A 12,344-nucleotide genomic window follows, 5' to 3' on the forward strand; every position below is an offset into this window, starting at 1 on the left:
GTGTGGTTTACTATCTATTGGTGAACCACACCACATCTTCAAAAAATCAAATTAATATATTTCAATAATTTCAGTTAATTACAAGCATGGCATGCTCTCTGCTCTGTTACTTCAAACGTGGGAGTTGAACTGTAACCAACAACAAGGAGCGCCAATGCACATGCTACTACCTACGACCTTTATTATTAGTTCCCTGCTGGTTTCGACTCAGGCGCTGGCAGATGATGCCAGTCGCAGCTTCGAGCAATCTCTTGCATTGGAAAATGTGCACACGGTGGAAGTGGATGTGCACGTGGGAGAGATCCAGATCCTGCCGAGTGACTCAAATACCCTCTCCTACGAGCTGACAGTTACCGAACGTGACGACTGGTTTGCCAGTGCACTGGCTGACGCCAGCATGGAAGTAACTAATGAGGGAGGGGTATTGACCATCAGCCTAGCTCAAGACGCCTACCAGGAAGAGTGGATTGTCTACCTGCCAGCGAGTGTCTCACTGAATCTAAACGTAGGCGTAGGTGAAGCTGAGCTCTCCTCACTGCAGCAAGACACCGACGTGAACATAGGGGTGGGCGGCCTGGATGTAACACTACCCATCGCAGCCTTTGCTAAAGTCGAAGGCATCACAGGTGTGGGCGATGTCTCGATAAAAGCGCAAGGCGAAAACATCAGAGAAGAGAGTCACCTCGTGGGTAAAGAGAGCCGCTGGTTCAAAGCTGATGGCAAAGGCTACGCTTTTTCAGCCAATGTAGGCGTGGGCAGTGCGGATATCACGCTTGAGAGTAATTCCATTTAAATAGGGTCTGTTGACCTTTGCTGTTTGTTTTTGCGGCAATGTGTTGGTGATTTAGGCAAGGCAAAGGCTATGAAGTTGAGTGGCCTTCAATAATTAGCCGATAACGAAGCATAAATCACCAACAAATGCTGCCCGAAGCGAAGCCAAGTATCCTTCCGCGAAGAGAAAGGTAAAGATGGGCAAGGATGCCCATCATAGGCTCGTTAAACAGGGAGGTTTATCGGGCCGTTAGCTGAGACGCAAAAACAAAAAACCCGCTATCAGCGGGCTTTTTCAACACCAATCAACAACCAAATTAATCAAACACCACGGTGCGATTATTGTGAGCGATCACCTTCTGGTTGATATGACGCCAGATAGCACGGCTCAGAACGACTTTCTCCACATCTCGTCCTTTGCGCACCAGATCGTCAACAGTATCGGTATGACGCACATGAGCTACGTCCTGCTCGATGATCGGGCCAGCATCCAATTCGGCAGTGACATAGTGACTGGTGGCACCAATAATTTTTACGCCACGGGCATGTGCTGAGTGATAAGGCTTAGCACCGGGGAAAGCAGGTAAGAAACTGTGGTGAATATTAATTACACGGTTTGGAAACTGCTGAATGAAGTCATCAGACAGGATCTGCATGTAACGCGCCAGCACAATGAAATCGACGTCATGCTCTTTCAGCAATGCCAGTTGCTGTGCTTCGACTTCGGCTTTGTTCTCTTTGGTCACAGGCAGATGGTAGAACGGGATACCCGCTGCTTCCGCTGCCGCCTGCATTTTGGTGTGGTTACTGATGATCAGCGGGATTTCCACATCCCACTCGTCACTCTGGTAACGGGCCAGCATGTCATAGAGGCAGTGCTCATGTTGAGAAACAAACACGGCCATACGCAGTTTGCGGTCAGAGAAGTGTAGTTGCCACTCCATGTCGTAGGGTGTTGCCAACGCTTTATCGAACGCGTCGGCCAGCGCATCCACAGGAATAACAAACTCGCTCAGATCCCACTCAATTCGCATAAAGAAGCGGTCATCACCACGGTCCACATGCTGTTCCAGATCGATCACATTACCGCCGTTGGTATAGATAAACTGGGTGATGATATGGACCAGACCTTTACGATCCGGGCAGTTGATTAACAGTGTGGCTGACTTTGCCGCTGAATGGCTCATGGCTCCCTTTAACTCCGTTTGATTCGATGCGCTGCTTTTATTTGGTGCGATAGCATAACCGATCCCAGCGAAACTGGGCACTGTTCGCAACTCCGACCTGAACTCTGGCCAGAAACTGCACTTTTTTCACCAAGTTGCATTAGACTGGCTTTGCATACTCGTTACAAGGACAGCCATTATGCGCAATTTGATAGCCTTCACTTTGTTTTTCATCATGTTGCCCGCCCATGCCGAAAGTAAGTGGGAGTGGGAAGCATCCATCATGGCCGGAACCAGCGGCAGTGACAGTTTTGAAGAGAGTGAAGACAGCGATTACAAGCTCGACACCGAGAGTGGCGACACAATTGCTTTTACTCTCAACCTGTTAGATGGCCATAAGAAGGGTAACAAACTGCAATATGAGCTATATCTCGCACAATCTGAAACTGACCTTGAACTATTCGACAACAACGGCACTCGTACCACTAGCCCGATGGATATCCGCTACTACCACTTTGGTGGCACCTATGAATTTGTTCATCGAGATACAGGATTGAGGCCATACATAGGCGCGACCCTTGGCGCGACCCATTTCGATCCAGAAGACTACAGCTCAGAAACTAACTTCTCGATGGGATTTGCTGGCGGCTTAAAGTGGTTAGCTAATGATTTTATTGGCTTCAGACTGGATGGCCGTGCCATTGCGACAGCAATGGACAGCAACAAACGGATCTTCTGTAACGGTGGCTGTATCGCTCAAGTCGATAGCGAGATCTGGTGGCAATATCAGGTCACAGCCGGGCTACTGGTAAAGTTTTAACGTAAGAATCTAAAGGAAAGTTTCATGGCGAAAACCCTGCTTTATACCCTGGCAACCTTACTGTTTGCGTCTTTCCTGTTTGCTTGCAGTGAAAGTGAAACGCCGCTTCAGCAAACTGATGCAGTACCTTCAGAGCTTAGGAAGTCTGTTGCAGTGTCTATTCAGGCACCTGACCTGGCTGTTCCGGCCCGGGCAATGGTGACCTGGTCAGATCGTACGGGTGGTGTATTGGGAGACGTCGGGGAAAAGCCAGAAGTAGAAGGATTGCTACGCAAAGCAATCGTCAACACCATGGACCAACAGGCATTCCACTTTACTGAACATGCTGAACAGGCGTTTTTTAAAGTCAGCTATGTTTTGGCGCTGGAAAAAGATCTCAATGACGAAGACCTGGAAAAGTACTTTGGTCTATCACTTGGCTTGGCTGGGGATAAAGGTTTTGAAAAAGGCACCCTGGTGATTGATATCCAGAATCAGGAAGGTCAATCGGTTTGGCGTGGCGCGCTACAAGCCAATGTGTCCAAAGAGTTTAGTCAGGAGATGCGCGTCCAGAGGCTCAATAGCGCAGTCGAAACATTACTTGCTGGTTTCTTCCGCCACAAAGCTTAACTCTTGTTTCAAACTGGCCTGCAGGGCAGGCCAGTCAGCGTTTCTCAGCGCCTCTATCCAAACAGTGGCTGACATCTCCTCGTACTGCAGCAATAGCTCGATATCCCAGCCCTGCAAATGCCAAACGTGCCTGTCAGCACCCTGGTCTTTACTCATCACTTTAAGGTCCAACGACTGGCAAAACGCCACAGCCCAATCAGGAAAAGACTCCCAGCGGATTTGAGTTGAGCTCAATTGGCAGTGATTATCGGCCATCAACCATAAGTCAGCCTCACGCTCAGGCACACCCTCTGGTGCAGTGAAAAGCTCGGGTTTCATCATCAATTTGTATCTCAATCCAGGATCTGTTCTCATGATAACCAAGTAAATTACTCAAGTAATCACAGACAAGCTAGCTTGCGAGTTCTTCTTAGGGGGTATAGTGCAGCTTTCTAATCAATACGCCAACTTAGGTGAGGCATTCAGCCAAACCATAGATCCCGAGTCGGTCGCCCTGCCTGCGCTCTTGCTCTGGAATCAACCGCTGGCCGAATATCTCGGTATCGACGCCACTTCTCCGAAACAGTTGGCGACCTACTTCGCAGGTAATGAGCGTTTACCCGGTTCCACGCCCATAGCCTGTGCATATTCCGGGCACCAATTTGGTCATTTTAATCCCCAGTTAGGCGATGGCCGCGCTCATCTTCTCGGTGAACTGACTGACAAACAGGGGAATCAGTGGGACTTGCAACTAAAAGGGTCTGGGCGAACGCGATTTTCTCGCCAGGGCGATGGTAAATGCGCGCTGAGCCCTGCGCTACGTGAATACCTGATGAGTGAAGCCATGTTCGCATTAGGCGTACCCACTACTCGCGCATTGGCGGTCGTGACTACTGGTGAGCAGGTATTCAGAGAAGAGACCAAACCAGGCGCAGTGGTTACCCGCGTGGCATCAAGTCATCTGCGTGTCGGGACGTTTCAATACTTCGCCGCCCGCCAGGACCATGAGGCGCTCTCAACCCTGGTCGATTTTGCAATCGCACGCCACTACCCCGAACTGGCTGACAGTAAAAATCGCGCCTTGGCTCTGCTCGACGCCGTTATCGACAAACAGATCACCTTAATCACTCACTGGCTGCGAGTCGGGTTTATCCATGGCGTGATGAATACTGATAACACGGCCATCTCCGGTGAGACCATCGATTTTGGCCCCTGCGCCATGCTGGGCGTGTATCACCCAGGCACCGTCTACAGCTCTATCGACAGTCAGGGCCGTTATGCCTTTGGCAATCAGGCCACCATTTGTCGTTGGAATATGGCGCGACTAGCTGAAACGTTATTACCTCTTATCGATGAAGATGAAGAGGCCGCACTCGCCAAAGCAGAAGCCTTGATCGCCAACTTCGCAGGTAAGTTTGAACAAGCATATCTGGATATGAACGCCGCTAAGATAGGCATCACAAAACGAAAAGCGCCCGACGGGGATTTGATCATTGAACTGCTCGAGCTGATGCAATCCCATAAGCTCGATTACACCCAAACCTATCAAGTTTTGGCAGATACACTCAGCTCAGGCAGTCCACTACCTGCAGAATTTGAGGGGCTTGAAGAGTGGGTCAACAAGTGGCACAACACCCTGCAGCAACGCAGTATTGAAACCAATGATGCGATGCAATTAATGGCGAAAACCAACCCCGTAGTGATACCGCGCAATCACCACGTTGAAGCGGTATTGCAGATCGTTGAGCTTACAGGCAGAACCGACGCCTTTGATGCGTTTCTTGAAGTACTGAAACAGCCCTATGAAACACTGCCGACCACGTCGAATTATCAGGACACACCTGCAGATGGAGATCAGTATTACCAGACGTTTTGTGGGACCTGATTTTTATAACTAAAACTCTGATTGACCTGCATCAGCCAGCCTCAGGTGAGAGCTGGCTATAGTGCGGTTGTCTTTCAGTGTAGCTAGCTACGAATTCAATGATGTAAACAAAAGGGCGACCAACAGGTATGTTTAAGCGACTCTTTCCAATTTTTACGGCAACACTCGCGGCAACAGTACCACTACTGTTTACCTCTGCGGCGCAGGCTGATGATATCGCCGAAGGCAAGGCAAAAGCTCAAAGTTGCGCGGCCTGCCATGGCAAAGAGGGGATCTCCTCAATCCCCATGTACCCTAACCTGGCAGGTCAAAAACAGATGTACTTTGAGATGCAGATGAAAGCATTTCGTGATGGCAGCCGACCCAACCCGATCATGGCCAACTTTGCCAAACCGTTAACGGATGAAGATATCCGCCAAATAGCGGCCTACTACGCAAGCTTGAAGCACTGATCGTGTTGGCGCCTCTAAGCTCAGCAGCCCCAGGGTGATCACAGCTAAAAGGTGATCACCTTATTTGCTTCCAGCGTCCAGGCAGATAACTCTATCAAGGTGCCAATCTCGGCACCGTCTATCAGAGGCAACTCACTGATACCACGGGCATCACAGCAGGTTTTACACAGCTTAACGTCTGCACCTTGCGCGATCGCCAGATCCAGCATTTCGCCCGCGTTATACCCCTCTGCAGGGTGTTGATTTGATAGCGCCAGGGTGACGGCATCCGACATTAGAAATAGCCGGATAGTTACCTCGTCACCATGTTGCTCTTTCAAGTTAGTCGCCAAACGAAGGCCGTTATAACTGCTCTCATTGCCATAAGGTGCGTGGTTAAGAATAAACAAGAGAGTTTGCATCTGATTGGATCCCTTTAGAAGTACTTCGGCCCATAGTAGACAGTCAACAAGTCACGCATATTCACATTGATCAAAGGGGCGAGCGTTAAAAAGCAGTAAACGCCTTTAATTCTATTTTTTAGGATCTTTTGTCGGTTTTAATCTGATTTTTGTTCTTATTAATTATCGATAAGCTTTATCCATATCAAATTGGAGGAGCAGCTTTATGTTAACCCTACGCAAAGCCAGCGAACGTGGACACATCAATCTCGGCTGGCTCGATAGCCACCATAGCTTTTCCTTTGGTCACTATTACGACCCAGCCCATATGGGCGTTTCAGTACTGCGGGTGATAAATCAGGATATCGTGCAGCCCAACGCAGGCTTCGATACCCATCCCCATCAGGATATGGAGATCTTGAGCTACGTGCTTTCCGGCAAACTGGCCCACAAAGACAGCATGGGGCATATGCAGGAGATCCCCGTCGGTGAATTCCAACTGATGAGTGCAGGCACCGGGGTAACTCACTCGGAATACAATGGTGCAGAGGGACAGACCACAGAGTTTCTACAGATATGGATCCGTCCCGATACCAAGGGCCTGACACCCAGTTATCAGCAACAGGCATTCGATGGCAAAGGGCTGGTGAAAGTGGTTTCGCCTGATGGCAGTGACAGCAGCCTGAAGATACATCAGGATGTCAGTGTTTATCGGGGACGGTTCGAAGCCGATGAGCAAATCGATTTGCCAAAAACCGTTGGGCGCCAAGGGTACCTACAACTGGTGAGTGGCGAAGTAGCAGTAAACGGAATAACGCTGACCGCAGGTGATGGCGTGGCGGTTGCTACGGATGAAGGGCTTGTGACACTTAGCAGCATCAGCGCCAGTGAATGGTTATGGTTTGACTTGCCTTAGCTAGTTGCAGCGTAGTGGTTTATATCGGGGTCTGAATAGTATTGGGCGCATCAATCATAAGGGGTGGCGAAAACCACCCCTTGCCTAAGGCGCCATCAACAGCTCCAATTCAGAACAGCTAAAGCCGCGCGCCTAAACGTATCAATATACAAAGCCTAGCCAGTATAAGCACCGCTTGAGTAGTGTAGCTCGTAGCTATGGCTGTAGATCTCAAGGATGTTGCCGAACGGGTCTTCCATATAGATCATGCGGTAAGGCTTTTCGCCCGGATAATAGTAACGCGGCTCTTTCATGCGGCGTTTACCACCTGCAGCTTCGATCTTCTCAGCCAACTCTTCCAGGTTCGGATCCTGCACGCAAAAGTGGAAGATACCGGTTTTCCAGTACTCAAAATTGTCTTCCGGGTTCTCCTGGTTTTTAAACTGGAACAACTCAACACCAATGCGATCACCGGTGGACAGGTGTGCGATGCGGAAGTGGTCCCAACCAGGGCCAAAAACGTCGGTACACATCTGGCCAATAGCGCTGTCGTCTTCCACCACTTCCGTCGGTGGCATGATCAGGTACCAGCCCAACACTTCGGTGTAGAACTTCACTGCGGCTTCCAGATCAGGCACAGAGATACCGATATGAGAAAAGGTACGTGGATAAGGCGTCGGGGTTGCTGCTGGTTCTTGTGATTGCTGGGTCATGTTCTTGCTCCTGTTTAGAAGATGAACAAAGTGTAGTTTCGAACCCAAAAGATGGTAAATTATCGTTTATCATGGCTTTGATAATGGTTCGTTATGATAAACCCACTTCATCTTCGTACCTTTCTGGTATTGGCAGAAACCGGTCATTTCACCCAGACCGCTGAGCGACTTTTTATGACCCAGCCGGGAGTCAGTCAGCACATCAAAAAGCTCGAAGCCGCCCTCAATACGTCGCTATTACAACGCTATGGCAAACAGTTTGAGTTGACCGAAGCAGGGGAAAAACTCAGGCAATACGGGCTGCAGCGGGAATACGAAGAGGAACTGCTGCTATCGCAGCTGAACGAAGATGACGCTTATCAGGGTGAATGCCGATTGGCCAGCTCTGGCGCCATCGCTACCCGCATCTACCCCGAGCTACTAGTGCTACAGCAAACCCACCCAATGCTCTCATTTCAACTGGAAGCGGCACCGAACGAAGGCATTATCAAACGTGTCCAACAGAACCTGTGTGAACTTGGGATCGTCACCCGCAAAAGTGGTGATCCTGAGATGTCAGAAACCAAGCTGGGCACAGATACACTTTGCTTAGTGCTGCCGGTTGGCGAATCACACGATTGGGAAAACTTGTGTCGTTTGGGCTTTATCAATCACCCCGACGGGCATCACTACGCCACACAGGTATTGGCCGCTAACTACGGCGACAAATTCAGTCAAATGGGTCAGTTCAAGCAGCAGGGATTTATTAACCAGCTCAGTCAGATCCTGCTACCTGTTTCACGGGGCCTGGGGTTTACTGTGCTACCGCAATCAGCACTTGTACATAACCCACTCGCAGTGGATATCGCAAAGCTGTCGCAACCCGTAAATGAAACGGTTTACCTAATTACCAAGAAGCACCGTCCACTGGCCAAGCGTTATCAACTGCTGAATGAGAAACTTACTGGCTTGTGGCAAAGCTAGCTACATCTACCAAAATGTCGAGATACCCAGCGCGAAAGAGTCAGAATCTACGCCCGTGTCTTTGTGGGTACGGGATCCGACATAAGCCAGTTTGACGCCGAGATGTTTGTTGATAGGAAAACCAACACTTAGCGCCCAGGCAGTGTTTTGTTTCTCTGAATCCTTTGTGATCCCATTCACCTTGGGGCGACCGCCATAGTTGTGCAGCACACTTGCACTGGCCCAAACACCCGGCATGAAATCATAAATCAGATGGCCGCGTGCTGAATAAAGCGGCTCCTCTTCCAGCTTATTGCCATCCCAGAATTCATCGTTTTCGGTATAGATGGCCGCCACAGCAGTACCCTCGAGAGACCATGGGCCGTTGCGGTACATGCCGCCAAACTGAGGGCGGAAGGTGTAGCGGTTAGAGCCGATATTAATCAACTTACTTTCCATGTAGTCACCGGTGGGTAACTGCACAGACAATCCGGCGCCAAAGATAAACTCGCTGTCCTGACTCTGTTTGATGCGGTACTGGCGGTACTCCTTGCCAGATAGAGCTGGAGCACCGTAGAGATTAACCGCAAAACGCACGATGGTATCGGTTGAACCATCTCGCTTGGCTGTAGCACGTTCTCCATCGAGAATGCCGCGCCACTTTGCTTCCTGAAAGCCTTGGCCAACGCTGATTCGCGCGGTGCGGTCAAACAGAGAGAACGAGCGAATATACCGGGCAGCCACGGTATGAATATCTGCGGTCACATCTTCCAGTTGCAGCACTGGGTCAACGTCTACCGACACATCGGAATAAACATAGGCCGCTCCAAGAAAATTCATGTCCACCGGCAGGTGAGACCAACGTCTGGGAGTAAGCTCTTCCGCCATCAAGCTGGCCGAAGGCAATGCCAACAAACAGGCGCCAATAATCGACCTGGTAACAAGTGAGCGAGAAGAATATTCCTTTGACGACACAGCGACTCCCCATCATTCGCAAGCACCCAGGCGGGCACAGTTTACACTTTGTTAACATAATGCATGGCTAGCGCGACGGGCGCAATGTTGGGATAAGGAAAGGAAAAGAGAAAAGGAAAGAGTGGGCTCGTTAGCTGGGATTAGCGCCCTAACAGATGGTCGCAGATAACTTCCAAAAAAGGCTCGCCAAAACGCATCAGCTTGCGCTCACCAACACCACTGATTTGCAGCAGTTCAGCTTCTCGTGTGGGTTTATCCTGCGCCATTTGCAGCAGGGTGGCATCATTGAACACCACGTAAGGCGGCACACCTTCATCTTCGGCCAGTTTTTTCCGCAGACCTCGTAAGCGGGCAAACAGACGGCGGTCATCACCTTCAAGTTCAATCTGGCGCTCCTGTTTTGCCAGACGCACCCTGGGTACCGCCAACTCAAGTGACAATTCGCCACGCAACAGTGGCCTAGCCGCTTCGGTCAAACGCAGGATGGAGCTTTGAGTAATGTCCTGAACCAAAAAGCCCAGATGCACCAGTTGGCGGACCACACTCAGCCAATGCTCCGGTGATTTGTCTTTGCCAATGCCCCAGGTCGATAACTTGTTGTGGCCATGCTCTCTGACCCGTGCGGTGTCAGCGCCACGCAGTACTTCCACCAGATAGCCAGCACCAAATCGCTGACCCATACGATAGATACAGGAAAGCACTTTTTGCGCATCGACCACACCATCGTAGCGCTTTGGGGGATCCAGGCAGATATCGCAGTTGCCGCAGCTCTTTTTGCGTGGCTCGCCAAAGTAATGCAGCAACACCTGACGGCGACAGTTCTGAGCTTCCGAAAAGGCCGCCATGGCATTGAGCTTGTGCTGCTCCACCTGCTGCTGACGGGGGTTCTCAATATTCTCCAACAGTCGTCGAACTCTGCTGATATCTGCAGGATCATAGAGCAGCAGAGCTTCTGCGGGCAGACCATCACGGCCACCGCGTCCGGTTTCCTGATAATAGGATTCGATATTTTTCGGGATATCGTAGTGCACCACAAACCGCACATTAGGTTTGTCGATACCCATACCAAAAGCCACCGTCGCGACCACGATCGCCAGTTCATCCTTAACAAACTTTTCCTGCACCGAATTACGCTTATCCAGCTCTATACCGGCATGATAAGCATCGCAGTCAAAACCTTTGGCACGCAGGCGTTCACTGATGTCTTCCACCCGTTTACGGCTGGTGCAGTAGATGATCCCACTCTGGCCTTTACGGGCCGTGAGGTATTCAGTGAGCTGATCGAATGGCTTGTACTTTTCGATCTGGTTGTAGCGGATATTGGGACGGTCAAAGCTGCCCAAGTGCAGATATGGCTGCTGCAGACCAAGCTGCGCCAGAATATCGGTACGGGTGGCGTGGTCCGCCGTCGCGGTCAGTGCAGCAACAGGCACATGGGGAAACAGCCGTTTTAGCTGGCCCAAGGCGGCATATTCAGGCCGGAAATCGTGCCCCCACTGACTGACACAGTGCGCTTCATCAATGGCAAACATAGCCAAAGGCAGTTGCTGTAATCGCTCAAGAAAACTCGATTGTAGTAAACGCTCTGGCGCTACATAAAGCAGCTTTAACTCGCCATGGGCCAATTGATTCAGAGTTTTTATCTGCTGCTCACGGCTAAGCGTAGAGTTAAGGTACGCGGCACTCACGCCATTGCTGACCAGCTGGTCCACCTGGTCTTTCATCAGTGCAATCAGTGGTGACACCACGATAGTGACCCCATTTCGCATCAGCGCAGGGATCTGATAACAGACTGACTTTCCCGCCCCCGTAGGCATGATCACCAGGGCGTCAGCGCCTTGTGCCAACGCCATCACCACATCGGCCTGACCAGGGCGAAAACTGTCATAACCGAACACACTGTTAAGCTGGCTCAGCGCCATCGCGTGTAGGTCAGCAGATTGGGGGGCAGGGGCGGCCATCATATTGGGTGAGCAGGCTCTCTTCTGGATACGTTATATGAGTAAATCAGCCGGGAGCATAGGTCCCAGTAAAACGTCGGCTAGTTTACTCGTAAAGGGCGATCTTGTCTTGGCGTGTTGGCGGCAAATCCGACGACTGCACAAAAACCACACAAGTTGCTTGCGCTCTTGCGACAAGGAAGCTAGAAAATTGAATAATTACTCTAAATTGGCTTTGCCTGAACCTTATGACTGCTGTTGAAAATCCAGAGACTGCCGTTGAGAATGCAGAGACCTCCCCTTACGTCGCTGCCGATATAACGCCCAAACTGGCGACCATCGCCCGACTTTTCACAGATCAGATGCCTTTTAATCGCACACTTGGTATCACTATTCCCTACTTCACCTGTGACAAGGTCGAGGTACATTTTGATATGCACGACGGACTGATTGGCAATCCCATTCAAAAAATCCTGCACGGCGGCGTCACTGCATCAGTGCTGGATGTGGCAGGCGGCCTGATCGCCATCGCTAACTTTCTAGCGAAATCAGACACCATGGACAAAACCGAGCTGAACAAGAAGCTGGCTCGGATGGGTACCATTGATATGCGGGTGGATTATCTGCGTCCCGGTCGCGGAGAATCGTTTGTCGCAACAGCAGAAGTGATCCGCTCAGGTAGTCGGGTCAGTGTATGCAGGATGGAGTTACACAATGAGCAGGGCTCACAAATTGCTTTTGGAACAGGCGCTTATATGCTGGGTTAAAACATAGTGGCTGCGAACCACCAGCGAACTGTGAGACACATCACAGATCG

The 12,344-nt window shown here is 50.5% G+C and carries 14 protein-coding genes; 8 read left to right on the forward strand and 6 right to left on the reverse strand.

Going from position 1 to position 12,344, the window contains the following annotated elements; genetic code table 11:
- The first annotated feature begins 154 nt into the window (after positions 1–154).
- Positions 155–793 carry a hypothetical protein gene (locus ABEA14_RS15025; RefSeq protein ID WP_345340936.1) on the forward strand — a complete coding sequence of 213 codons (639 nt, stop codon included), beginning with the start codon at positions 155–157 and terminating at the stop codon, positions 791–793.
- A 295-nt stretch (positions 794–1,088) separates the two neighbouring features.
- Here the strand turns inward: ABEA14_RS15025 and purU are convergent, their stop codons facing one another.
- Entirely contained in the window at positions 1,089–1,958 is an 870-nt protein-coding gene (gene purU, locus ABEA14_RS15030) for a formyltetrahydrofolate deformylase (protein WP_345340938.1), read from the reverse strand.
- Positions 1,959–2,136: 178 nt separating this feature from the next.
- On the opposite strand from purU, the gene ABEA14_RS15035 reads away from it, so the two are divergent.
- Entirely contained in the window at positions 2,137–2,757 is a 621-nt protein-coding gene (locus ABEA14_RS15035) for a hypothetical protein (protein WP_345340940.1), read from the forward strand.
- 24 nt (positions 2,758–2,781) lie between these two features.
- On the forward strand, positions 2,782–3,366 hold the full coding sequence (locus tag ABEA14_RS15040; RefSeq protein WP_345340942.1) for a DUF4136 domain-containing protein: 585 nt from the start codon (positions 2,782–2,784) through the stop codon (positions 3,364–3,366).
- On the opposite strand, the gene ABEA14_RS15045 is transcribed toward ABEA14_RS15040, so the two are convergent.
- A complete protein-coding gene (locus ABEA14_RS15045; protein ID WP_345340944.1) occupies positions 3,334–3,687 on the reverse strand; it encodes a DUF3630 family protein in 354 nt (117 codons plus the stop codon). The two genes, ABEA14_RS15040 and ABEA14_RS15045, sit on opposite strands and share 33 nt — an antisense overlap.
- Positions 3,688–3,787: 100 nt before the next feature.
- On the opposite strand from ABEA14_RS15045, the gene ABEA14_RS15050 reads away from it, so the two are divergent.
- The gene (locus ABEA14_RS15050) at positions 3,788–5,230 is read left to right on the forward strand and encodes a protein adenylyltransferase SelO (protein ID WP_345340946.1); all 1,443 of its coding nucleotides are present in this window, start codon (positions 3,788–3,790) and stop codon (positions 5,228–5,230) included.
- Positions 5,231–5,358: 128 nt separating this feature from the next.
- Positions 5,359–5,682, forward strand: a complete 324-nt coding sequence (locus ABEA14_RS15055) for a c-type cytochrome (RefSeq protein ID WP_345340948.1) — start codon at positions 5,359–5,361, stop codon at positions 5,680–5,682.
- A gap of 44 nt (positions 5,683–5,726) precedes the next feature.
- On the opposite strand, the gene ABEA14_RS15060 is transcribed toward ABEA14_RS15055, so the two are convergent.
- Positions 5,727–6,083: a DsrE/DsrF/TusD sulfur relay family protein gene (locus ABEA14_RS15060; protein WP_345340950.1), complete on the reverse strand. Its 357-nt coding sequence runs from the start codon at positions 6,081–6,083 to the stop codon at positions 5,727–5,729.
- A 205-nt stretch (positions 6,084–6,288) separates the two neighbouring features.
- Here ABEA14_RS15060 and ABEA14_RS15065 point away from each other — a divergent pair, with 205 nt between their 5' ends.
- On the forward strand, positions 6,289–6,978 hold the full coding sequence (locus tag ABEA14_RS15065) for a pirin family protein (protein WP_345340952.1): 690 nt from the start codon (positions 6,289–6,291) through the stop codon (positions 6,976–6,978).
- A gap of 155 nt (positions 6,979–7,133) precedes the next feature.
- Here ABEA14_RS15065 and ABEA14_RS15070 read toward each other — a convergent pair whose 3' ends face one another.
- Positions 7,134–7,670, reverse strand: coding sequence for a lactoylglutathione lyase family protein (locus ABEA14_RS15070; protein ID WP_345340954.1), 537 nt, complete (start codon positions 7,668–7,670; stop codon positions 7,134–7,136).
- Between the two features lie 93 nt (positions 7,671–7,763).
- Between ABEA14_RS15070 and ABEA14_RS15075 the strand changes: the two genes are divergently transcribed.
- Positions 7,764–8,633, forward strand: coding sequence for a LysR family transcriptional regulator (locus ABEA14_RS15075; protein ID WP_345340956.1), 870 nt, complete (start codon positions 7,764–7,766; stop codon positions 8,631–8,633).
- A 6-nt stretch (positions 8,634–8,639) separates the two neighbouring features.
- On the opposite strand, the gene ABEA14_RS15080 is transcribed toward ABEA14_RS15075, so the two are convergent.
- Both ABEA14_RS15080 and recQ read right to left on the reverse strand, forming a co-directional pair.
- Positions 8,640–9,587 (reverse strand): transporter, encoded by a 948-nt coding sequence (locus tag ABEA14_RS15080; RefSeq protein ID WP_345340958.1) that lies wholly within the window; start codon positions 9,585–9,587, stop codon positions 8,640–8,642.
- Between the two features lie 140 nt (positions 9,588–9,727).
- A complete protein-coding gene (gene recQ / locus ABEA14_RS15085; RefSeq protein WP_377776212.1) occupies positions 9,728–11,551 on the reverse strand; it encodes a DNA helicase RecQ in 1,824 nt (607 codons plus the stop codon).
- 224 nt (positions 11,552–11,775) lie between these two features.
- Between recQ and ABEA14_RS15090 the strand changes: the two genes are divergently transcribed.
- Positions 11,776–12,294 carry a thioesterase family protein gene (locus tag ABEA14_RS15090; protein ID WP_345340960.1) on the forward strand — a complete coding sequence of 173 codons (519 nt, stop codon included), beginning with the start codon at positions 11,776–11,778 and terminating at the stop codon, positions 12,292–12,294.
- The last annotated feature ends 50 nt before the right edge of the window (positions 12,295–12,344 follow it).

Source organism: Corallincola platygyrae (assembly GCF_039544265.1).
Lineage (GTDB): Bacteria > Pseudomonadota > Gammaproteobacteria > Enterobacterales > Neiellaceae > Corallincola > Corallincola platygyrae.

Excerpts from the sequence above, each read along its gene's own strand:
- ABEA14_RS15025 (WP_345340936.1), top strand. The coding sequence starts at position 155 with ATGCACATGCTACTACCTACGACCTTTATTATTAGTTCCCTGCTGGTT.
- purU (WP_345340938.1), bottom strand. The coding sequence starts at position 1,958 with ATGAGCCATTCAGCGGCAAAGTCAGCCACACTGTTAATCAACTGCCCG.
- ABEA14_RS15035 (WP_345340940.1), top strand. The coding sequence starts at position 2,137 with ATGCGCAATTTGATAGCCTTCACTTTGTTTTTCATCATGTTGCCCGCC.
- ABEA14_RS15040 (WP_345340942.1), top strand. The coding sequence starts at position 2,782 with ATGGCGAAAACCCTGCTTTATACCCTGGCAACCTTACTGTTTGCGTCT.
- ABEA14_RS15045 (WP_345340944.1), bottom strand. The coding sequence starts at position 3,687 with ATGATGAAACCCGAGCTTTTCACTGCACCAGAGGGTGTGCCTGAGCGT.
- ABEA14_RS15055 (WP_345340948.1), top strand. The coding sequence starts at position 5,359 with ATGTTTAAGCGACTCTTTCCAATTTTTACGGCAACACTCGCGGCAACA.
- ABEA14_RS15060 (WP_345340950.1), bottom strand. The coding sequence starts at position 6,083 with ATGCAAACTCTCTTGTTTATTCTTAACCACGCACCTTATGGCAATGAG.
- ABEA14_RS15065 (WP_345340952.1), top strand. The coding sequence starts at position 6,289 with ATGTTAACCCTACGCAAAGCCAGCGAACGTGGACACATCAATCTCGGC.
- ABEA14_RS15070 (WP_345340954.1), bottom strand. The coding sequence starts at position 7,670 with ATGACCCAGCAATCACAAGAACCAGCAGCAACCCCGACGCCTTATCCA.
- ABEA14_RS15075 (WP_345340956.1), top strand. The coding sequence starts at position 7,764 with ATGATAAACCCACTTCATCTTCGTACCTTTCTGGTATTGGCAGAAACC.
- recQ (WP_377776212.1), bottom strand. The coding sequence starts at position 11,551 with ATGATGGCCGCCCCTGCCCCCCAATCTGCTGACCTACACGCGATGGCG.
- ABEA14_RS15090 (WP_345340960.1), top strand. The coding sequence starts at position 11,776 with ATGACTGCTGTTGAAAATCCAGAGACTGCCGTTGAGAATGCAGAGACC.